Genomic DNA, 21,545 nt, shown 5'->3' with positions numbered 1-21,545 from the left:
GAAGACAGCTGAGGAACACGGCTGAGGGACACGGATGGCGAAGAAGTCGAAGAAGCAGCAGTCCGGAGGCACCCCCGCGACGGTCGCCCTGTCGTCGGCCGGCGTGGACTTCACGGTCCACTCCTACGACCACGACCCCTCCCACCCCTCCTACGGCGAGGAGGCGGCGGAGGCGATGGGCGTGTCCCCCGAGCGCGTCTTCAAGACGCTGGTGGCCGATGTCGACGGCACCTTGACCGTGGCCGTGGTCCCGGTGTCCGGCTCCCTGGACCTGAAGGCCCTGGCGGCGGCGGTGGGCGGCAAACGGGCGACGATGGCCGACCCGACGCTCGCCGAGCGGACGACGGGCTATGTGCGGGGCGGCATCTCGCCCCTGGGTCAGCGCAAGAGGCTGCCGACGGTCCTGGACGACTCGGCCGAGGTCCACGAGACGATCTGCGTGTCGGCGGGCCGACGGGGCCTGGAGGTGGAGCTGGCGCCGGGGGATCTGGCGAAGCTGACGGACGCGGTGCTGGCGCCGATCGGGCGCGGCTGACGGACGCCTTACGGAGGGCGACGCCAGGCGCCGATCGGGCGGGGCTGACGAACGCCTTTCCGGTGGGCGACACCGGGCGCCTTACGGAGCGAGCTCGGCCGGGCGGGTGCGCTCTCAGCCCACCGAGTCGGGTGGGCGGACGGGAAACGGGGGGTCCAGGGGGGCGGAGCCCCCTGGTTACGGCTGCTGCGGATACGGCAGCTCGGGATCACGCGGCCCGAACAACGCCGTGAGCCCGAGGTGGACCAACAGCGCCGCCAACGGCCAGGCCAGCAGCGCGCCCTTCGCGCCCAGCTTCAGCGGTGCCGAGAAGGTGACCCCCTTCCCCACCTGCTTGGCATGCGCCAGCACGTCGGAGGTGGGCCCCAGCCATATCCCGAGCCGCCACGCCAGCAGCGACCCGAGCAGCGCGCCGAGTCCGAGGGCCACCACGACCGGCACACCCCCGCGCCGCCGCGCCAGAAAGACGACCACCGCGCTGACCAGCCCGAGTCCCAGCCCCAGCAGGGTGAACGTGCCGTCCACCCCCACCGCCTGCTCGCCCTCGCTGTCCTTGAGGTAGACGACCCAGCTCCTGTCGACCACGTCGCCGACCAGCGGCACATGCGGCGCCAGCCACCACCACAGCAGCCCGAACAGCACACCGCCCAGGGCCACGGCCACCGTGATCACGGCGGCATCCCGCAGTTCGGTCTTCATCCCGGGGCCGTCCTGTTCGTACACGCCCCCGGACATCCCGGCGGGCGGCGGCGCCTGCCGGACATCGTTCGAGGACTGGTTGTGCGGCGGCGGAGGCGGAGTCAGCGGTGCGGTCACCCTGACATCGTGCCAGGCCGTCCCGCGCGCCGCGTCACCGGACGGCGGCCCTGCGGTACGCCCGCGCCGCCACGGCCAGCGAGACGACTCCGACACCCGCGCACACCCCCAGGTCGGCCAGGACGACGGCCCAGTCCGGATGGGCCCCGAAGGTCCGGGCGTACGCCTCCACCCCGTACGTCGACGGCAGCAGATCCCGCGCCAGCCGCACGACCTCCGGCATCCGGTCGGCCGGCAGCACCCCCAGCAGCAGCGCCGCCGACATGCCCAGCTGCCCGAGCAGCGTGGCCAGCTCGGGCCGCGGCGCCAGCAGCCCGCAGGCGGCGCCGAGGCCGGACAGCGCGGCCCCGGCGAGCGGGATCACGGCCACCAGGATCCACAGATTGCCCAGCGGCAGCCCGAACAGGACACACCCGAAGACGGCCGTCACCAGCGTCCCCGGCACGGTGAACGAGGCGTACGCCGCCGCGGCGCCCAGCACCACGGCCGCCGGCGGCACCGGCAGGGTGGCGTAGTGATCGAGCCCGCCGCTGGCCCGCAGCTGCCCGAAGTACTGCGACAGCAGATTCAGCGCCACATAGGCGACGACCAGCACCGACGACCCCGCCACCACGGACTGGGCCTCACTGCCGCTGTCGACGACGCCCCGCATCATCACGGTGATGCCGACGGACTGGAAGGTGGCCACGAACAGCAGCGGGATCCGCGCCACCCGGGCCCGTGACAGCTGCGCCCGGTAGACGGCCACGAGCGACGGCCACAGCCGCGCGGCCGGCCCGAGCTCGGCCGCGCCCGGCGCCGTCTCCGGCACGGCCCGGGCACCGCCCGGCAGAACCTCGGCGGGTACGACACTCACGACGAGCTGCTCCTCTTCCCCACGGCGATCGCGCAGACCGACGTACAGACCCATACGCACCGCACGGCCGCCGCGCTCACGCCTTCACCAACCCCTGCCGGGCCGCGCCGCCGAGCGCCAGGTAGACGTCCTCCAGGCTGGGCGTGGCGAGGGTGAAGTCGTCCAGGGCGGCGAAGGCGGCCCCGCCGGTCACGGTGGCGACGGCGGCGCGGGCCTCCTCGGGCGCGAGCCGCAGCGTCCAGCGCCGGCCGGACTCCACGGCGCGCTCGCGCAGCGCGGCGACCTCGGGCACCTGAAGCGGCGCGCGGTCGCGCCACACCAGCTCGACCCGCACCTCGCCGGCGACCCGCTCCTTCAGCCCGGCCGGGGTGTCACAGGCGATCACCCGGCCCTGGTCGATGACGGCGACCCGGTCCATTACGGTCTCGGCCTCGATGACGTTGTGGGTGACCAGCAGCACCGTCGTACCGCGCTCGGCGCGCCGCCGGTCCACGGCCGCCCAGACCGCGCGCCGGGCCACCGGGTCCATGCCGGTGGTCGGCTCGTCCAGCACGAGCAGCGGCCGCTCGCCGACGAGGGCGGCGGCGAAGCAGGCGAGCCTGCGCTGCCCGCCGGAAAGCTTCTTCAGCGCCCGCCCGGCGATCGGGCCGAGCCCCAGCTCCTCCAGTACGGCGTCCCGCTCGGCGCGGGCCCGCGCCGCGTCCAGGCCGCGCAGGCGTCCGGTGGTCTCGGCGGCCAGGGAGACGGTCAGCTCGTCCAGGGCGGAGGACTCCTGCCCCAGGTAGGCGAGGAGACGCGCGGCCCGCTCGGGGTGCCGCACGATGTCGTGCCCGAGGATCTCGACGCTGCCGGTGTCGGGCCGGAGCAGCCCGGTGAGCTGCCGTACGAGCGTGGACTTGCCGGCGCCGTTCGGCCCGAGCAGCCCGAAGACCTCGCCGCGCCGCACGTCCAGCTCGACCCCGTCGGTGGCCCGCACCTCGGGGGTGCCGGGCGCACCGCGCCGCCCCTTGACGGCCGGATAGGTCTTGCCGAGCCCGCGCACGCGTACGACCTCGTCATGCCGAGATGCCTGTGCCGCGCGCGTACTCACAAGGGACGAGAGTACGGGGTCGTGGCCCTTTACTCGCCTTTGGGGGCACTTCCGTCCTCGGCCGGTAAGGAACGCCGGCCGTCACTCCCCGGTCACGCTCTCCGCCGCCGCCGGCACGTCGATCTCCCGCCAGAACCCCGCCCGAATGGCGTAGCGGTCGTGCTCGTCGATCTGGTCGTCCTTGTGGGCGAGCAGCCCGAACCGCGCGGCGTACCGCAGCAGCTCCCCGTCGATGCGGTGCGGGATGCGCGGATACAGCTGCGAGAGCCGCTGCAGATGGACCTGGTCGCCGAGCCGGGAGATCCAGCGGCGGGCGAAGACCTGTCCCACCTCGTACGGGTCGCCGCCGACGGTGGTGATGTCCTCCTCGCGGTCGGCCCACCGCTGCTCCGCCGTGGTGAGCTGGGCCAGCGTCGGCATGGAGGCGACCTCGGGCGGCTCGGCGACCACGCCCGGCCGGTCCACCCAGCCCTTGTCGGAGGACCAGCGCAGGGTCGCGGTCGCCGGGTGCTGGACGGGGTGGGCGCCGGGGGCGCGCAGCGCGGCGAGGTCCTTGGGGGTGGGGACGCCCTTGTGGGCGGTGGCCCGCTCCTGGGTGCCGTTCTCCGTCACCGCCGCGGCCGGCTGGGCCACGCCGTCTTCGGGCGGGCGCTCGGCCGCTCCCGCGAGCGCGGACTCCGGCAGCGGGGCGGAGAGGATCGCGGCGATCTCGGGCCGGGGCGCGGGCGGCGGCGCGCAGACGCCGGTCAGCTCCTTCGCGCGGACGGCCTGGGTGATCCAGGCGCGGTCCAGCACACGCCGCTCGTCGGCCTCGGCGACCAGGTCCTCGGACTGGTTGTAGTCGCCGTCGGCGGCCTGTACGGCCCACAGGTGAACGGCGACACCGTGCTCCTTGGCGGCCATCATGCCGGGCAGCAGATCACCGTCGCCGGTGACGAGGACGACGTCGGAGCAGGCGCGGTTGCGGGCCAGCTCGGTCAGCTCGGCGTGCATGGCGGCGTCCACGCCCTTCTGCGCCCAGCGTCCGTCGCTGCGGGTCAGGGCGCCGAGCCGGACAGTGACCCGGGGCATCACACGCAGCCGGCGATGCTCCGGTTGGGGGACGCGGTCGGGCGCGCCGTCGAACCAGTAGATGCGCAGCAGCGGGCGCTCGGTCTCCGATTCCGCGCGTACCCGCAGCGCCTGGATCAGCGCGGTGTGGTCGACGGTGATCCGGGACCGCGAGGGCTCACCGGCGAGGAGGCTGGCGGCGGCTCCCAGCAGGTACCCGGCGTCCACCAGGACGATGCAGCGGTCCACGCGACTCACCCTCTTCCCGGGAGGTTTTGCTTCGGACTTCCTTCGAGTCTGCCCGACGGCGCGGAGGTTAACGGCCCGAACTCGATCTTCGGCGTGGCGTTTCCGGATCCGCCGCACCCACCTCCCCTGTCACACACGGTAATTATCCGACATGCGCTTGATGTCAGCGTATGTGAATCTGGTCCCGGCCCTGGCCCCTAGATCCCCCACAGGAGGCAGATCACCATGGCCAAGAACAAGAACCGCAAGCAGGCCGGCCCGCAGAACCGCGCGTCGCACGCCGAGCAGACCCACGAGCACGCGCAGCGGCAGACGGAGGCGCACGAGTCGCCGATGTCGCACATCCAGGGCAGCCCGGCGGATGTTGCCGGCAAGAAGCGGAAGAGCTTCGGCCACAACTAAAGGGCAGTTGAAGCCCAGGCACACAGGAGGGGCGCACCCTTGGCGGGTGCGCCCCTTCGTGTGTGCCGTGGCCTGGTGGGGTGTCAGCCGGCCAGGCAGGACGGGCCGAGCAGCACCTTCAGGTCGCCGAAGAGCGCCGGGTCGGGCTTGACCCGATGACGGTCCAGGCGCAGCACGGTGGTCTTGCGCGGGCCCTGGAGTTTGATGCGGACCTCGCTGTCGCCCTTGTGGTGGCTGAGGATCTCACCGAGGCGGCTGACCATGGGCGGAGTGACCTTCACGGCCGGGATGGTGAGGATCACGGGCGCGTTGGTGCCCGCGTTGGACAGGTCCGGGACCATCAGCTCCATGGCGACGAGCCGGGGCACGTCCTCGCGCTTGTCGAGGCGGCCCTTGACGAACACCACGGCGTCCTCGACGAGTTGGGTCGACACCAGCTGGTAGGTCGCCGGGAAGAACATGCACTCGATGGAGCCGGCGAGGTCCTCGACGGTGGCGATGGCCCAGGCGTTGCCCTGCTTGGTCATCTTGCGCTGCAGGCCGGAGATGATGCCGCCGATGGTGACGACCGCGCCGTCCGCATGCTCGCCTCCGGTGAGCTGGGCGATGCCCGCGTCGGCCTTGTCGGCGAGGACGTGTTCCAGGCCGAAGAGCGGGTGGTCGGAGACGTACAGACCGAGCATCTCCCGCTCCTGGGCGAGCAGATAGGTCTTGTCCCACTCGTCGGTGGAGAACTCCACGTCGAGTCCGAAGCCGGGCTCGCTGCCGGTGTCCTCGCCCATGCCGCCGAAGAGGTCGAACTGCCCCTCGGCCTCCTTGCGTTTGACCGCGACCACGTTGTCGATCATCGGCTCGTACTGGGCCATGAGTCCCTTGCGGGTGTGCCCCATGGAGTCGAACGCGCCCGCCTTGATCAGCGATTCGGTGGTGCGCTTGTTGCAGACCACGGCCTCGACCTTGTCGAGGTAGTCGGGGAAGGAGGCGTACTTCCCCTTCGCCTTGCGGCACTTGATGATCGACTCGACGACGTTGGTGCCGACGTTGCGGACGGCGGAGAGGCCGAAGAGGATCACGTCGTCGCCCTGGGCGGCGAAGTTGGACTCGGACTCGTTGACGTTCGGCGGGAGGACGCGGATGCCCATGCGGCGGCACTCGTTGAGGTAGACCGCCGACTTGTCCTTGTCGTCCTTGACGGAGGTCAGGAGCGCGGCCATGTACTCGGCGGGGTGGTTCGCCTTGAGGTAGGCGGTCCAGTAGGAGACCAGGCCGTACGCGGCGGAGTGCGCCTTGTTGAAGGCGTAGCCGGCGAAGGGGACCAGCACGTCCCACAGGGCCTGGATCGCTTCGTCGCTGTAGCCGTTCTTGCGGGCGCCGGCCTGGAAGATGGTGAAGTTCTTCGCCAGTTCCTCGGGCTTCTTCTTGCCCATCACACGGCGGAGGATGTCGGCCTCGCCGAGCGAGTAGCCCGCGATGATCTGGGCGGCCTTCTGCACCTGCTCCTGGTAGACGATCAGGCCGTAGGTGACGTCCAGGACCTCCTTGAGCGGCGCCTCCAGCTCGGGGTGGATGGGCGTGATCTCCTGCTGGCCGTTCTTGCGCAGCGCGTAGTTCGTGTGGGAGTTCATGCCCATCGGGCCCGGGCGGTACAGGGCCGACACGGCGGAGATGTCTTCGAAGTTGTCCGGCTTCATCAGCCGCAGCAGCGAGCGCATGGGGCCGCCGTCGAACTGGAAGACGCCGAGGGTGTCGCCGCGCTGGAGCAGCTCGAAGGTCTTGGGGTCGTCCAGCGGCAGCGACAGCAGGTCGATGTCGAGGCCCTTGTTGGCCTTCACCATCTTGACCGCGTCGTCCATGATCGTGAGGTTGCGCAGGCCCAGGAAGTCCATCTTCAGCAGGCCGAGCGACTCACAGCTCGGGTAGTCCCACTGCGTGATGGTCACGCCGTCGGTGTGCCGGACCCAGACCGGGACGTGCTCGGTGATGGTCTCGCTGGACATGATCACGCCGGCCGCGTGCACACCCATCTGCCTCACCAGGCCCTCCACACCGCGCGCGGTGTCGATGACCTTCTTCACGTCCGGCTCGTTCTCGTACATCGAGCGGACCTCGCCCGCCTCGCTGTAGCGGGGGTGGGAGGGGTCGGTGATGCCGGACAGCGGGATGCCCTTGCCGAGGACGTCTGCGGGCATGGCCTTGGTGATGCGGTCGCCCATCGCGTACGGGTAGCCCAGCACGCGCGCGGAGTCCTTGATCGCGTTCTTGGCCTTGATGGTGCCGTAGGTGCCGATCATGGCGACCTTGTCGGCGCCGTACTTCTCGGTCACGTACCGGATCACCTCGACGCGCCGGCGCTCGTCGAAGTCGATGTCGACATCGGGCATCGAGATGCGCTCGGGGTTGAGGAACCGCTCGAAGATCAGGCCGTGCGGGATCGGGTCGAGGTCGGTGATGCCCATGGCGTAGGCGACGATCGAGCCGGCCGCGGAGCCTCGTCCGGGGCCGACGGCGATGCCGTTGTTCTTGGCCCACATGATGAAGTCGGCGACGACGAGGAAGTAGCCGGGGAAACCCATCGAGATGATGACGTCCATCTCGTAGTCGGCCTGCTTCTGGCGGTCCTCGGGGATGCCGCCCGGGTAGCGGCGCTCCATGCCGCGGCGGACCTCCTCCTTGAACCAGGTGACCTCGGTGTAGCCCTCGGGGATGTCGAACTTCGGCATGAGGTCGCGCTTCTCGAACATGCCGTCCGTGTCCACCATCTCGGCGACGAGGAGCGTGTTGGCGCAGCCCTGCTGCCAGGCGTCCGAGGAGTCGATGGCGTACATCTCGTCCGTGGACTTCAGGTAGTAGCCGGTGCCGTCGAACTTGAAGCGGTCCGGGTCGGAGAGGTTCTTGCCGGTCTGGATGCACAGCAGGGCGTCGTGCGCCCCCGCCTCGTGCGCGTACGTGTAGTGCGAGTCATTGGTGACCAGCGGGGGGATGCCGAGCTTCCTGCCGATCTCCAGCAGTCCGTCACGGACCCGGCGCTCGATCTCGATGCCGTGGTCCATCAGCTCCAGGAAGTAGCGGTCCTTGCCGAAGATGTCCTGGTAGTCGGCGGCGGCCTTCAGGGCCTCGTCGAAGTGGCCGAGGCGCAGCCGGGTCTGCACCTCGCCCGAGGGGCAGCCGGTGGAGGCGACGATGCCCTCGGACCACTGGGCGATGGTCTCCTTGTCCATCCGGGGCCACTTCTGCAGCCAGCCCTCGGCGTAGGCGTCGGAGGAGAGGCGGAAGAGGTTGTGCAGGCCGGTCTTGTTCACGGCCCACATCGTCTTGTGGGTGTAGCCACCGGAACCGGAGACGTCGTCCCGCTTCTGGTGCGGCTGACCCCAGAGGATCTTGCGCTTGTTGCGGCGGGACTCGGGGGCGACATATGCCTCGATCCCGATGATCGGGGTGACTCCGGCCTTCTTCGCGGAGTGGAAGAAGTCGTACGCCCCGTGGAGGTTGCCGTGGTCGGACATGGCGATGTGCGTCATGCCCATCTCGTTGCAGGCGTTGAACATGTCCTTGAGCCGCGCGGCACCGTCCAGCAGCGAGTACTGGGTGTGGACGTGCAGGTGCGTGAAGGGCGGCTTTGACACGGTATGGCCTCCAACGGAAACACTGGGCGGCGGGCAGGCGGACAGTTCTGGGGTCAGCGTCGAAGTCTATGCCTCGGCACTGACACGCGCGGCGGATCCCCGCGTACCTTCATGCGGGAACCGGGCACTCCCGCGTGGCGTCGCCCGTTGGAGACGGCAGAAACGCCGTCGTTCAGGTCATGCACGTCAATGCACCAGTAAATGCACCAGGAGGCACCCAGCGATGTCGGTCCCCCAGCTCAAGGACGAGCAGCGCGGCGAGGAGATCCTCGCCGTCTTCGACACCGCCTTCGGCCGGCTCCTGGCCGCCGACCCGGCCGCGTTCCGGGTGAAGTTCCGGAAGATGGCGGCCTCGGCCTTCGCGTTCTACCGGGGCACGGCGTGCCTCTTCTACCACGACCTCGACGCGGAGAGGCGCGGTGGTCCGTTTCTGGACGACCGCACCTCGCGCGTGTGGATCCACGGCGATCTCCACGCGGAGAACTTCGGCACCTACATGGACTCCAACGGGCGCCTGGTCTTCAACGTCAACGACTTCGACGAGGCCTACGTCGGCCCGTTCACCTGGGACCTGAAGCGCTTCGCGGCGTCGATCGCGCTCATCGGGTACGCGAAGGCGCTCAGCGACGAGCAGATCACCGAGCTGGTGACGGTCTACGCGGCGGCCTACCGCGAGCGCATCCACGCCCTGGCCACGGGCGCGAAGAGCGACGAGGTGCCGCCGTTCACGCTGGACACGGCCGAGGGCCCGCTGCTGGGCGCCCTGCGCGCCGCCCGTTCGCTGACCCGTTTCGAGCTGCTGGACTCGATGACGGAGATCCGTGACTTCGAGCGACGCTTCGCGCCGGGCGGCGGCTCCATCGAGCTGGACGCGGCCACCCGCTACAAGGTCCTCGCGGCCTTCGACGGCTATCTGGAGACCCTGCCGGACTCCTCCCTGGCCCGCCCGGACTCCTACCGCGTGAAGGACGTCGTGGGCCGCCGCGGCATCGGCATCGGCTCGGCCGGCCTGCCGTCGTACAACATCCTCCTGGAGGGTCACAGCGACGCCCTGGAGAACGACGTCGTGATCTACATCAAGCAGGCGCAGACCCCGGCCGTCTCCCGGCACATCGCGGATCCCGCCATCGCCGGCTACTTCCAGCACGAGGGTCACCGCACGGTGATCTCCCAGCGCGCCCTGCAGGCGCACGCCGACCCGTGGCTGGGCTGGACCGAGCTCGACGGCGCCGGTCAGCTGGTGGCCGAGGTCTCGCCGTACGCGGTCGACCTGGACTGGGGCGACATCGACGACCCGGAGGAGATCGCACAGGTCGTCGCCGACCTGGGCCGGGCCACGGCAACGATGCACGCGGCGGCGGACGACACCTCCGGCGAGTCCCTGGTTCCGTTCTCCACCGAGCGGGCCATCGACGCGGCCATCGCCGCCGACGAGGAGGGCTTCGCGCCGCTCCTGGTGGACTTCGCGCACGGCTACGGCGCACGCGCGCGTGCCGACCACCAGATCTTCGTCGACCTGTTCCGCAACGGCCGGATTCCGGGGCTGTAACCTTCGCGCACTCACAGGCACCCTTTAGGGGTCTCTTAACCGCGTACGTGACAGACTCTCCTCTCGCTATGGACATATCCGGGACCCAGCTCAGAGCCGTGCGCGCGGCGCTGTTCACGGCTGTCGTCGTGACGCTCAGCACCGCGTCGCACGTCCTGCTGTCCCGGGCCCCGCTGCCGGTGGCGACCGTGCTCGCGGTCGCCACCGGGGTGTTCGCCACGGCCTATGCGCTGGCTGGCCGCGAGCGCGGCTTCGGCCGGATCGCGGCCCTGCTGATCCCGCTGGAACTGGCCGCCGACACGCTGTTCACCACCGGCCAGAACACCTGTTACGGCCGGGCGGGCGGCCCGGTCGCCGGGCCCCTGCACGCGTTCGGCTTCGACGTGCTGTGCCAGGGCGGCGCCGTCGGCTCCCCGCTGGCACGGATGACCGGGGCCCACGGCCACCCGGGAGCGCTGTTCGCGCACGCCAGTCCGGCGGCCGCCTGGCTGCTGCTCGCCGCGCACGTCGGCGTGGGCCTGCTCGCCGCCGCCTGGCTGCGCCGGGGCGAGCGGGCGCTGGTGCAGCTGGTGCGCGCGGTCGCCGCCACCACCTTCCGGCCGCTGCTGCTGGCGGTCGCCGCGGTCACCGTCCGGCCGGCCCCGGTCCGCCGGCCGCCGCGCCCGGCCAGGCGCCGGGCCGCCGCCCGCGACCGGCTTCTCGTGCACTCCCTGGGACGGCGTGGACCGCCGTGCTCGCCCGCCCTCGCCGCCGCCTGAGTGGCGAGAGCTGAGCACACCCAGTCCCCCACACGTATCCCGCGTACAGCATGTGCGCGTCCCACACGGAGATCACCAACATGAGCAAGCGGAACAGCCAGTCGGCGAAGACGGCGGCCCGGGAGCGGCTGCGCCAGGAGCGCGAGCGGCAGGCCAAGCGCGACAAGGCCAAGCGGCAGGTCATCGTGGCGGCCTCGGTCGTGGCGGTGCTGGGCGCGGTCTTCGGCATCAGCTACGCCGTCGTCCAGGCGAACAAGCCCACCGGATGGGACGCCACGAAGAACAAGCCGCTGGTCAAGCCGGCCAACACCACCGGCGCGGACGGCACGACGGTCGTCATAGGCAAGAGCACCGCCCAGAAGACCCTTACCATCTACGAGGACCCGCGCTGCCCGATCTGCGCCGACTTCGAGCAGAAGGTCGGACCGACGGTGAAGAAGGACGTCGACGACGGCAAGTTCAAGCTCCACTACGTCGGCGCCACCTTCCTCGACAAGAACCTGCCCGGGGTGGGCTCCAAGAACGCGCTCAGCGCCCTCGGCGCCGCGCTCAACGTCAGCCCGGAGGCGTTCCTCGAGTACAAGGCCGCGATGTACTCGACGAAGTGGCACCCGAACGAGACCGACGACAAGTTCAAGGACGACTCCTATCTGATCCAGATCGCCGACACGGTGCCCGCGCTGAAGGGCAACGCGGCCTTCCAGAAGGACGTCAAGAACGGCACCTACGACCGGTGGGCGCTGGAGGAGGCCAAGATCTTCGACAAGGACGGCATCCAGGGCACCCCGACCCTGAAGATGGGCGGCAAGACGCTGACCGGCGCCGACGGCAAGAACCCTCCGTTGACCACGGCCGAGTTCGACAAGGCCCTCGACGCGGCGCTCAAGGGCTGAACCCGCCGGAATCCGGCCTTCCCGTGAAGAGCGGGCGAACATTGAGGGTTCGCCCGCTCTTCACTGCGTACCGATCAGTAACCTGATCGGCCGTGACCAGTCGAAAAAGATCACTTCCGGCCACCGAAGGCCGCACTTCGTTCTCACCTCGCCGCCGTACGGTCGTCAAGGCCGCGGCGGCGACGGCTGTACTGGGCGGTTCGCTCGCCGCCTCCCTTCCGGCGCGCGCCGCCGACCAGGCCCCCGCCTTCCTGCACGGGGTCGCCTCCGGTGACCCGCTGCCCGACGGCGTCCTGCTGTGGACCCGGGTGACCCCGACGCCCGAGGCCGCCCCCGGCTCCGGGCTCGGCCCGGACACCGAGGTGAGCTGGGTCGTCGCCAGGGACAAGGCGTTCACGAACGTCGTCGCCAAGGGCACCGTCACCGCCACCGCGGCCTCCGACCACACCGTGAAGGCCGACGTCCGCGGTCTTGCGCCGGCGACCGACTACTGGTTCCGGTTCTCGGCCGGCGGCACCGACTCCCCGGTGGCCCGCACCCGCACCGCCCCGGCGGCCGACGCGAACCTGTCGGGACTGCGCTTCGGCGTGGTCACCTGCGCCAACTGGGAGGCCGGCTACTTCGCCGCCTACCGCCATCTCGCGGCCCGCGGCGACCTGGACGCCTGGCTGCACCTCGGGGACTACATCTACGAGTACAAGTCGGGCGAGTACGCGGCGCGCGGCACGGTCGTCCGCCCGCACGCACCGGCCAACGAGATCATCACGCTCGCCGACTACCGGGTCCGGCACGCGAAGTACAAGACCGATCCCGACCTCCAGGCCCTGCACCTGAAGGCGCCGGTCATCGCAATCTGGGACGACCACGAGTTCGCCGACAACGCCTGGTCGGGCGGCGCGGTCAACCACACGGAGGGCGCCGAGGGCACCTGGACCGCCCGCAAGGCCGCCGCCAAGCAGGCCTACTTCGAGTGGATGCCGGTGCGCCCCGCGCTCGAGGGCACCACCTACCGGCGGCTGCGCTTCGGCAAGCTCGCCGATCTGTCCCTGCTGGACCTGCGCTCCTTCCGCTCCCAGCAGGCGTCCGCGGGCAGCGGCTCGGTGGACGACCCGAACCGGACCCTCACCGGCCGGGCCCAACTCGACTGGCTGAAGGCCGGGTTGAAGGCCTCCGACACCAAGTGGCGGCTGGTCGGCAACTCCGTGATGATCGCGCCGTTCGTCATCGGCTCCCTCACCGCCGGCCTGCTGGCGCCGCTCGCCAGGATGCTCGACCTGCCGCGGGGCGGCATCGGCGTCAACACCGACCAGTGGGACGGCTACACCCACGACCGCCGGGAACTCCTCGACCACCTCCGCTCGAACGGCATCGGCAACACCGTCTTCCTGACCGGTGACATCCACATGTCCTGGGCCAATGACGTGCCCGTGGACGCGGGCACCTACCCGCTGTCGCCGTCGGCGGCCACCGAGTTCGTGATCACCTCGGTGACCTCCGACAACCTCGACGACATCGTCAAGGTGCCCGAGGGCACCGTCTCCGCCGTCGCCGCGCCGCTCATCGAGGCCGCCAACCGGCACGTCCACTGGGTGGACACCGACCGGCACGGCTACGGCGTGCTGGACATCACCGCCGACCGCGCGCAGATGGACTACTACGTGCTGTCCGACCGCACCGACCCCAACGCCACCTCGAAGTGGGTGCGCTCCTACCGCACCCGCAGCGGCACCCAGAGGGTCGAGCGGACCTACGACCCGGTGTAGCCGGCGGCTACCCCGACCGCAGGCTGTCGAGGAAGCCGAGCGCCACCCGCCAGGTGGCCTCGGCGGCCTGGGCGTCGTAGTCCGGCAGTTCCGGGTCGGTGTACAGGTGCCCGGCGCCGGCGTAGCGGTAGACCTCCACGTCGGCTCCGGCCCGGCCCATCTGCAGATACCAGGCGGTCAGCCAGTCGTCCGTCTCGAACGGGTCCGGCTCGGCCACATGCAGCTGCACCGGCAGCTCGTCCACGTGCGCGGTCGGCGCGATGTCCGACGTGCCGTGCAGAAGCAGCAGACCGCGCGCCTTGTCGTCGCCGAGGGCGAGGGTCTGGGCGATGGAGGCGCCGAGCGAGAACCCGGCGTACACCAGCCCGCGGTCCGAGTACGGGGCCGCCGCCAGCACGGCCCGCTTCAGCAGCTCCTCCTTGCCGATCGACTCCTTGAACTCCATGCCCTCCTCGACGGTGTCGAACGTGCGCCCCTCGAAGAGGTCCGGTGTCCACACCTCATGGCCGGCCGCGCGCAGCCGGTCCGCGGCCTCGCGCACCGCGGGCCTGAGCCCGTAGGTCGAGTGAAAAAGCATGATGTTCATGAGGCCATGGTGCCAGCCGGTGCGACACAGCCGGAGCGGCCGTACCCGGGAACACGCCGAACTCACATGTTCATGCCCGCACCGCACCGGATAGGAGCGCAGGCATGGAGAACCTAGTCCGTCCTGTGATCGTGATCGGCGGCTCGGTGCTGCTCACGCTGGCGATCGGCTGGGCCACCGACCTGCTCCTTCGCAAGGCCGACGAACGCGACCACGACTCACCTCTGTGGCAGCTGCTGCGCCGCGGCCGTGTCCCCTACCAGCTCGTGCTGTGCACGGCCCTGCTCCGCGGGTCGTACGACCAGGCGAAGCTGCTGGAGCGGCACCAGGCCGGCATCGGCCGGACGCTGACGCTGGTGCTGATCGGCTCCGCCGCCTGGCTGATGATCCGGATCGCCGCAGCGGTCGTCGAGACCACCTACAGCCGCTATGCCCGGGCACACCGGGATCCGGCCCGGGTGCGCCGGGTGCGCACCCAGGTGGAGCTGATCATGCGGGTGGTGTCCGCGATCGTCATCGTCGTGGCGATCGCCTCCATGCTGCTGACGTTCCCGGCGATGCGCGCGGCGGGTGCCTCACTGCTGGCTTCCGCGGGCATCATCGCCGCCATCGCCGGTGTCGCCGCCCAGTCGACGCTGTCCAACATGTTCGCCGGACTGCAGATCGCCTTCGGCGACATGGTGCGCATCGGCGACACGGTGGTGGTGGACGGCGAGTGGGGCACGGTCGAGGAGATCACCCTGACCTTTCTGACGGTGCGCACCTGGGACGAGCGCCGGATCACCATGCCGGTGTCGTACTTCACCTCCAAACCCTTCGAGAACTGGTCGCGGGGCACCCCGCAGATGACCGGCACCGTCTTCTGGCACCTCGACCACAGCGCGCCCATCGAGGCGATGCGCGAGAAGCTGCGCGACCTCCTGCGCGAGTGCCCCGCCTGGGACGGCCGCGCCTACGGCCTGGTGGTGACCGACACCACGCCGAACACCATTCAGGCGCGCGCGCTGGTGACCGCCAAGGACGCCGACGACATCTGGACGGTCCGGGTCACGGTCCGCGAGCAGATGATCGCCTGGCTGGCCAGGGAACACCCTTACGCCCTCCCTCGCGTCAACACCTCTGAGGCGGTGCCGCCTCCCTCGGAGCCCGTCAGTGTCCCCGCTCAGCACCGCCGTTCACCTGGACGACCTGAGAGGTGACATGCGCGGCGCCGGGCGAGGCGAGCCAGTGCAGGGTCGCGGCCACGTCTCCCGGTATCCCGGCGCGGCCGGTCGAGGTCTCGGCGATGAGCTGCGCCCGCCGCTCCGGCGCCGGGCCGTCGCCGAAGAACTCGGTGTCCTCGATGTAACCGGGCGCGACCACGTTCACGGTGATGCCGTGCGGTCCCAGCTGCCGGGCCAGATCGTGGGCGTACGGGTGCAGCGCGGCCTTGGACGCCGCGTAGGCGCCGCTGCCCGAACCGCGGTAGGCGGCGATGGACGAGATGAACAGCACCCGCCCGCCCGGTTCGGCGAGCCGGTCCTTCAGGGCTTCGGTGAGGAGAGCGGCGGTCAGGGTGTTGAGCCGGAAGGTGTCGGTCCAGGCGCGAGCCACCTGTTCCAGGGGGTCGTCGCCGGCCGCCGGACGCCGGCCGCCGGCACCTCCGGCGCTGTGCACGAGCACGTCGACCGTGCCGAGTTCCCGGGCGACGAACTCGGCCACGCCCCGTACGTCCGCCGGTTCTGTCAGGTCCGCCGCGTAGGTGAGGGAGCCGGGTACCGCGGCCTTCTGCAGCACCTCAGCGCGCCGCCCCAGCAACAGCACCCGGTCGCCGTCCGCCGCGAACGCCTGTGCCGTCGCCAGCCCGATGCCCGTACCGCCTCCACTGATCACGATGTTGCGAGTCATGATCCGAGAGTAGGAGTGATGAGCGGACGATGCCCGGATTTATCCACAGGTCCGTCATGTTCATATGACTTTTCATGCGCAGGGCTCAGTTCACCGCAGACTGCGCACGTCGAGATGCCTGAGCACCCGGTCCACGATCTCCGGATCCGCCCCCGGCTCGCTCCGCGCCGCCAGCACCTCGTGCCGCGCCGCGCTGAGCATCTCGTTCTGGATGTTCCGGATCCGTTTCAGCCGCCTGGCCCGCTGGTGCTGCGCCTCCCGCCGCTCCTTCTCCCCCATGTCGGGGCTGATCCGGATCCCGATGTCGAAGGCGCGGCGCAACATCTGCTCGGACAGGTCCTCGGGCAGGTCCTCCACCTGTTCGATCTCGCGCAGCCTGCGCTTGGCCGCCTTCGCGGCCCGCACCGCCAGCTCCGTCTCGAACTCCTTCTCCCGCTCGGAGTCGGCCCGTACCCCGAGCCACCTGACCAGGGACGGCAGTGTCAGCCCCTGCAGGACCAGGGTGACGATGATGACCCCGAAAGCGATGAAGACGATCTCGTCCCGGTCGGGGAACGGGGAGCCGTCGTCGGTCTTCAGCGGGACGGCCAGCGCCAGCGCCACCGAGGCCACCCCGCGCATCCCGGACCACCACATCACGACGGTCTCCCGCCAGCTGACCGGGATCTCCTCGTCGGAGTCCCGCCGCGCGTGCAGCCGCTTGGTCAGCCAGGTCGCGGGCAGCAGCCACAGCAGCCGTACGACGATCACCACGCCCACGACGGTGGCCGCCCAGCCGAGCATCTCGCCCCAGCGGCCCTGGGCCGTGCGGATGGCGTTGTGCAGTTCGAGGCCGATCAGCCCGAAGGCGACGCCCGTGACGAGGGTGTCGATGATGTCCCAGAAGGTGTGCCCGGCCAGCCGGGTCATCACGTCGTCGGCGTCGGTGGCGTACTCCGCGAGGAACAGCGCGGTGGTGAGCACCGCGAGCACCCCGGAGCCGTGCAGCTTCTCCGCCAGCACGTAGGAGGCGTACGGCACCAGCAGGGTCATGCCGATCTGCAGGGTCGGATCGCCCAGCAGGTCCATGAGCCTGTTCGCGCCCCAGCCGAGCACCAGGCCCACGGCCACCGCGACAACGGCGGACAGCACGAGGTCCAGGCCGGCCCGCCACGGCGAGAACGAGCCGCTCACGGCCGCGGCGATCGCCACGTGGTACAGCACGATGGCGGTGACGTCGTTGAACAGCCCCTCGCCCTCCAGGATCGACACCAGGCGGCGCGGCAGCCCGAGCTGCCCGGCGACGCTGGTCGCGGCCACCGGGTCGGGCGGGGCGATCAGGGCGCCGAGCGCGACGGCGGCGGCGATCGGCAGCCCCGGCACGATGGCGTTGGCGACGAACGCCACGCACACCGTCGTCACGAACACCAGCGCGACGGCCAGCAGGAGGATCGGGCGGACGTTGGCCGTGAACTGCCGCCAGGAGGTGCGCCGTACGGCCGCGTAGAGCAGCGGCGGAAGCAGCCCGGGCAGGATCAGATCCGGCGGGATGTCCACGTCGGGCACGAAGTCTGCCACCGCGAGAGCGCCGCCGAACAGGGTCATCAGCACCGGTGCCGGCACCCTCAGCCGGTCCGCCACCGGGACGCTCACCAGCGCCCCGAGCAGCAGGACGAACAGCAGAGCCAACTGGTCCACGGCCGGCGCTCCGGGGGTCGACGATCACACGGCAGGCCTCCAGCCTGCCATCCGACCGACGGCGACGCCCGCCGCCGACGGGACGCGGCTCCCAGGGCTACAGGGTGCGGCGCATCGCCCGGTGCGGGATGCCGGCGTCCGGGAACTCGGGGCCGTACGCCGCATAGCCGAGGCGCTCGTAGAAGCCCAGCGCCTGGGTCTGTGCGTGCAGGTCCACCGCCGTGAGGCCACGCGCGCGGGCCGCGTCCTCGATGGCCCGCACCAGGGCCACACCGACGCCGAGCCCACGGGCAGCGCGGGCGACGGCGAGCCGCCCCAGGGAGCCCACCGAGGGGTCCGCGCCGGTCTTCGCCACCGCGGCCTCGCCGTGCAGCAGCCGTCCGGTGCCGAGCGGCGCTCCGTCCTCGCGGACCGCCAGCACATGCACGGCGACCGCGTCGTGGGCGTCGTACTCGATGGTCTCGTCGACGCCCTGCTCGACGACGAAGACCTCCTTGCGGACCGCGAAGCAGGCCTCGCGGTCGGCGGGGTCCTCGGCCACGCGGACGGTGTACGGCACGCTCACGCGTACGTCTCCTCACGCACCTGGTCGAGGGCCTTCTGCAGGTCCTCGGGGTAGGCGCTCTCGAACTCCACCCACTGGCCGTCCCCGGGGTGCTCGAAGCCGAGCCGCACGGCGTGCAGCCACTGGCGGGTCAGGCGCAGCCGCTTGGCGAGGGTGGGGTCGGCGCCGTAGGTGAGGTCGCCGACGCAGGGGTGGCGGTGGGCGGACATGTGGACGCGGATCTGGTGGGTGCGGCCGGTCTCCAGCTTCACGTCCAGCAGGGAGGCGGCGCGGAACGCCTCGATGAGGTCGTAGTGCGTCACCGAGGGCTTGCCGTCGGCCGTGACCGCCCACTTGTAGTCGTGGTTCGGGTGGCGGCCGATGGGCGCGTCGATCGTGCCGCTCGTCGGGTCCGGGTGGCCCTGGACCAGGGTGTGGTAACGCTTGTCGACCGTGCGCTCCTTGAACTGGCGCTTGAGCGAGGTGTACGCCCGCTCCGACTTGGCGACCACCATCAGGCCCGAGGTGCCGACGTCCAGGCGGTGCACGATGCCCTGGCGCTCGGCGGCGCCGGAGGTGGAGATCCGGTACCCGGCGGCGGCGAGACCGCCGATGACGGTGGGGCCGCTCCAGCCCGGCGACGGATGCGCGGCCACGCCGACCGGCTTGACGATGACGACCACGTCCTCGTCGTCGTGCACGATCTCCATGCCCTCGACCGGCTCGGCGACCACCTGCACGGGTGCGGGCGCCTGTGGCATCTCGACCTCGAGCCAGGCACCGCCGCTCACCCGCTCGGACTTGCCGACCACGGTGCCGTCGACCTGGACCTTGCCGGCCGCGGCCAGCTCCGCCGCCTTGGTGCGGGAGAAGCCGAACATGCGGGAGATGGCGGCGTCGACGCGCTCGCCCTCCAGGCCGTCGGGCACGGGCAGGGTACGGATCTCGGGAATCGTGCTCACCCGTCGAGTATGCCGGACGGGTGGAACCGGCCCGCACGAGCCTGTGGAAAACCGCCTGTGGACGGTGCCGGCCTCAGTCCTTGTGGACCGTGCCGTCCGGGTCCAGGCCCCGGAAGGACAGCAGGACGATCAGTATCCCACCGCACACGATCGCCGAGTCCGCCAGGTTGAACACGGCGAAGCCCTTGGGCGCGATGAAGTCCACGACCTTGCCCTCGAAGACACCGGGCGAGCGGAAGATCCGGTCGGTGAGGTTGCCGAGGGCGCCGCCGAGCAGCAGACCGAGCGCGATGGCCCAGGGGTAGCTGTACAGCTTGCGGGCCAGGCGGATGATCACCACGATCACGGCCGCGGCGATCAGGGTGAAGATCACCGTGAAGGCCGCGCCGAATCCGAAGGCCGCGCCCGGGTTGCGGGTGGCGTTCAGCTCCAGCCAGTCCCCGACGAGCCTGATCGGCTCGTGGCCCTCCAGCTTGGCGACCACGAGCACCTTGCTGATCAGGTCGAGGGAGTACGCGAACGCGGCCACGGCGAACAGCAGGGCGATCCGGCGGCCTCGGCTGCCTCGCGCCTGTGCCCGGTCCCGCTGCTCGCCGCTGTCGTCCGGGGTGTCCGGCGTACCGATGATGCGCTCCGCCTCTGCCACGTGAGTCCCTCAACCTAGGTGCCTGACTGAGGACGAGACTACGGCACGGCCGCGCACACTCAGGAGCGGCGTTCCTGCTTCTGCTTGCACTCGACGCACAGCGTCGCCCTGGGGAAAGCCTGCATCCGGGCCTTGCCGATGGGGTTGCCGCAGTTCTCGCACAGGCCGTAGGTGCCGGCGTCCAGCCGCTCCAGCGCGTGCTCGTTCTGGACCAGCATCTCGCGCGCGTTGGCGGCCAGCGCCAGTTCGTGCTCACGGGTGATGTTCTTGGTGCCGGTGTCGGCCTGGTCGTCACCCGCGCCGTCCCCGGAGTCCCGCATCAGGCCCACCAGGGACGCCTCGGACGAGCTGATCTCGGCGCGCAGCCGCTCCACCTCGGACAGCAGCTCCGCACGGGCCTCGGCGACCTCCTCCGGGGTCCAGGGATCCTCACCGGGGCGCACCGCCAGCTCGCCGGGCTCCGCCGCGGCGACCCGCGCCTTGGGAACGGCGGTGTCCGCCGTGGCCGTGCCAGGAGTCTTCTTCGCAACCACTGTCGTGGCTCCCGTCTGCTTCGCGGCCCGCGCCGCGCCCGCCTTCTTGGCCCTGCTGGTGCCGGCCGCCTCCGGGGAGACGCCCGCCGCGGCCGCCTTCCTGCCGCCGGCCTTCCTGGCCGGCGTCTTCTTGACGGCCGTGTCCTCCACCGCTCCCTTCGCTGCCGGCGTCTTTCCGCCGGTCTTCCCTGCCGCCGCCTTCATCTCGCCCGCCGCCTTCTTCGGGGCGACCGCCTCGTCGCCGGCCGCCTCCTGGGCGACGGCCTTCCTGGCCTGGGCTTTCTCGGTCGCTGTCCGCTTGGCCGGGGCGTCCTTGGTGGCGGCCTTCCCGGCAACCGCCTTCTTGCCGGCCACCGGCACTCCGTCCGCCTTCCTGGCAGCTCCAGCCCGCTTCTTCCCGGCCGCCTTCTCGACGACCGTTCGCTCAACCGCCTCCCTCGCCGGAGCCTTCTCGGCAGCCGTCTGCTTGGCCGAGGCCTTCTTGGCGGCCGTCCTCTTGGCGGCCGTCGTACTGGCGGCCGTCGTCCTGGCGGCTGCCTGCTTGGCAGCCGTCTCCTTGGCCGAGGTCTTCTTCGCGGCCGATTTCCCGGCGGCGGCCGGCTGCCGCGTGGCCGCGTCCTTCGTGGTCGCCTCTTTCTCCGCCGTCATCCCGACGGCCGGCTCTGTGCCCTTTCCCCCGGTGCCCTTCCCCCCGGGCACCCTCTTCTTCCCGGCCGTTCCCTTGGCCGCACCGCCGGAGGCAGCCGCGCCGGAGGCGGTCGCGCCCCCGCGCCGGCCGGTCGCCGGCTGCTGTACGGCGGTCCTTTTCGCCACCATGGCCGCGACCCCTTCACATATTGTGATGTTGCTCGCGAATCGTGCTGGGACGATAAATCGACTTGAGTCCCGCGGCAACGGGGCACACCGCCCGATTCGCCCGCCCGCACCCCCGCTCAGCGGGCCTGCATCCGTTGTGCCCAGCTCCCTGCCGGGTAATCCGCCCGGCCCTGCCCGCCTGGACCCGGGCGCCCGCCCCCTGGCCATTCGGGTCATCCAGGACCGTCCCGTCGGCCGGCGGACGCACCGCAGGGAAATCCGGTCGGCCGCTGTCCGCGCGGCGCCGTACACTGGGCGGAGCGAAAAGCGT

The 21,545-nt window shown here is 71.0% G+C and carries 19 protein-coding genes; 7 read left to right on the top strand and 12 right to left on the bottom strand.

Features of this window, described 5'->3' with window-relative positions; translation table 11 throughout:
• The first annotated feature begins 34 nt into the window (after positions 1–34).
• Entirely contained in the window at positions 35–535 is a 501-nt protein-coding gene (gene ybaK, locus FB563_RS24345) for a Cys-tRNA(Pro) deacylase (RefSeq protein ID WP_055710055.1), read from the top strand.
• Between the two features lie 177 nt (positions 536–712).
• On the opposite strand, the gene FB563_RS24340 is transcribed toward ybaK, so the two are convergent.
• The 4 genes from FB563_RS24340 to FB563_RS24325 form a co-directional block, all read right to left on the bottom strand.
• The gene (locus FB563_RS24340) at positions 713–1,351 is read right to left on the bottom strand and encodes a hypothetical protein (protein ID WP_055710056.1); all 639 of its coding nucleotides are present in this window, start codon (positions 1,349–1,351) and stop codon (positions 713–715) included.
• Positions 1,352–1,385: 34 nt separating this feature from the next.
• Positions 1,386–2,207: an ABC transporter permease gene (locus tag FB563_RS24335; protein WP_055710060.1), complete on the bottom strand. Its 822-nt coding sequence runs from the start codon at positions 2,205–2,207 to the stop codon at positions 1,386–1,388.
• Positions 2,208–2,283: 76 nt separating this feature from the next.
• Positions 2,284–3,297 (bottom strand): ABC transporter ATP-binding protein, encoded by a 1,014-nt coding sequence (locus FB563_RS24330; protein WP_142218904.1) that lies wholly within the window; start codon positions 3,295–3,297, stop codon positions 2,284–2,286.
• 81 nt (positions 3,298–3,378) lie between these two features.
• Positions 3,379–4,596: an NYN domain-containing protein gene (locus FB563_RS24325; protein WP_142218903.1), complete on the bottom strand. Its 1,218-nt coding sequence runs from the start codon at positions 4,594–4,596 to the stop codon at positions 3,379–3,381.
• Between the two features lie 225 nt (positions 4,597–4,821).
• Between FB563_RS24325 and FB563_RS43060 the strand changes: the two genes are divergently transcribed.
• Positions 4,822–4,998, top strand: a complete 177-nt coding sequence (locus tag FB563_RS43060) for a hypothetical protein (protein WP_167528507.1) — start codon at positions 4,822–4,824, stop codon at positions 4,996–4,998.
• An 83-nt stretch (positions 4,999–5,081) separates the two neighbouring features.
• Here FB563_RS43060 and dnaE read toward each other — a convergent pair whose 3' ends face one another.
• Positions 5,082–8,621, bottom strand: coding sequence for a DNA polymerase III subunit alpha (dnaE, locus tag FB563_RS24320; RefSeq protein ID WP_055707284.1), 3,540 nt, complete (start codon positions 8,619–8,621; stop codon positions 5,082–5,084).
• A gap of 223 nt (positions 8,622–8,844) precedes the next feature.
• Here dnaE and FB563_RS24315 point away from each other — a divergent pair, with 223 nt between their 5' ends.
• The 4 genes from FB563_RS24315 (at position 8,845) to FB563_RS24300 (ending at position 13,584) form a co-directional block, all read left to right on the top strand.
• Entirely contained in the window at positions 8,845–10,170 is a 1,326-nt protein-coding gene (locus FB563_RS24315) for a DUF2252 domain-containing protein (RefSeq protein ID WP_055707285.1), read from the top strand.
• A gap of 68 nt (positions 10,171–10,238) precedes the next feature.
• A complete protein-coding gene (locus FB563_RS24310; RefSeq protein ID WP_055707286.1) occupies positions 10,239–10,928 on the top strand; it encodes a hypothetical protein in 690 nt (229 codons plus the stop codon).
• 80 nt (positions 10,929–11,008) lie between these two features.
• Positions 11,009–11,821 (top strand): DsbA family protein, encoded by an 813-nt coding sequence (locus tag FB563_RS24305; protein ID WP_055707309.1) that lies wholly within the window; start codon positions 11,009–11,011, stop codon positions 11,819–11,821.
• Positions 11,822–11,913: 92 nt separating this feature from the next.
• Positions 11,914–13,584 (top strand): alkaline phosphatase D family protein, encoded by a 1,671-nt coding sequence (locus FB563_RS24300; RefSeq protein ID WP_055707287.1) that lies wholly within the window; start codon positions 11,914–11,916, stop codon positions 13,582–13,584.
• Between the two features lie 7 nt (positions 13,585–13,591).
• On the opposite strand, the gene FB563_RS24295 is transcribed toward FB563_RS24300, so the two are convergent.
• Positions 13,592–14,170: a dienelactone hydrolase family protein gene (locus tag FB563_RS24295; RefSeq protein WP_055707288.1), complete on the bottom strand. Its 579-nt coding sequence runs from the start codon at positions 14,168–14,170 to the stop codon at positions 13,592–13,594.
• Between the two features lie 104 nt (positions 14,171–14,274).
• Between FB563_RS24295 and FB563_RS24290 the strand changes: the two genes are divergently transcribed.
• Positions 14,275–15,369 (top strand): mechanosensitive ion channel family protein, encoded by a 1,095-nt coding sequence (locus FB563_RS24290; protein WP_055707289.1) that lies wholly within the window; start codon positions 14,275–14,277, stop codon positions 15,367–15,369.
• Here FB563_RS24290 and FB563_RS24285 read toward each other — a convergent pair.
• The 6 genes from FB563_RS24285 to FB563_RS24260 all read right to left on the bottom strand — a co-directional run bounded on the left by FB563_RS24285 (position 15,320) and on the right by FB563_RS24260 (position 21,235).
• Positions 15,320–16,057: an SDR family NAD(P)-dependent oxidoreductase gene (locus FB563_RS24285; RefSeq protein WP_055707290.1), complete on the bottom strand. Its 738-nt coding sequence runs from the start codon at positions 16,055–16,057 to the stop codon at positions 15,320–15,322. The genes FB563_RS24290 and FB563_RS24285 overlap by 50 nt on opposite strands.
• A gap of 90 nt (positions 16,058–16,147) precedes the next feature.
• Entirely contained in the window at positions 16,148–17,734 is a 1,587-nt protein-coding gene (locus FB563_RS24280) for a Na+/H+ antiporter (RefSeq protein WP_055707291.1), read from the bottom strand.
• A gap of 97 nt (positions 17,735–17,831) precedes the next feature.
• Entirely contained in the window at positions 17,832–18,299 is a 468-nt protein-coding gene (locus FB563_RS24275) for a GNAT family N-acetyltransferase (protein ID WP_055707292.1), read from the bottom strand.
• The gene (locus tag FB563_RS24270) at positions 18,296–19,240 is read right to left on the bottom strand and encodes an RluA family pseudouridine synthase (RefSeq protein WP_055707293.1); all 945 of its coding nucleotides are present in this window, start codon (positions 19,238–19,240) and stop codon (positions 18,296–18,298) included. Before FB563_RS24270 ends, FB563_RS24275 begins: the two co-directional genes overlap by 4 nt.
• Before the next feature lie 73 nt (positions 19,241–19,313).
• Positions 19,314–19,886 (bottom strand): signal peptidase II, encoded by a 573-nt coding sequence (gene lspA, locus FB563_RS24265; RefSeq protein WP_055707294.1) that lies wholly within the window; start codon positions 19,884–19,886, stop codon positions 19,314–19,316.
• A gap of 59 nt (positions 19,887–19,945) precedes the next feature.
• Positions 19,946–21,235 carry a TraR/DksA family transcriptional regulator gene (locus FB563_RS24260; protein ID WP_079048870.1) on the bottom strand — a complete coding sequence of 430 codons (1,290 nt, stop codon included), beginning with the start codon at positions 21,233–21,235 and terminating at the stop codon, positions 19,946–19,948.
• Positions 21,236–21,545: the final 310 nt, after the last annotated feature.

The sequence above is a fragment of the Streptomyces puniciscabiei genome, from assembly GCF_006715785.1.
In the GTDB taxonomy this organism is placed as follows: Bacteria; Actinomycetota; Actinomycetes; order Streptomycetales; family Streptomycetaceae; genus Streptomyces; species Streptomyces puniciscabiei.
Note: the sequence above shows the minus strand (reverse complement) of the source record. Positions and strands in the feature narration are given on the sequence as shown.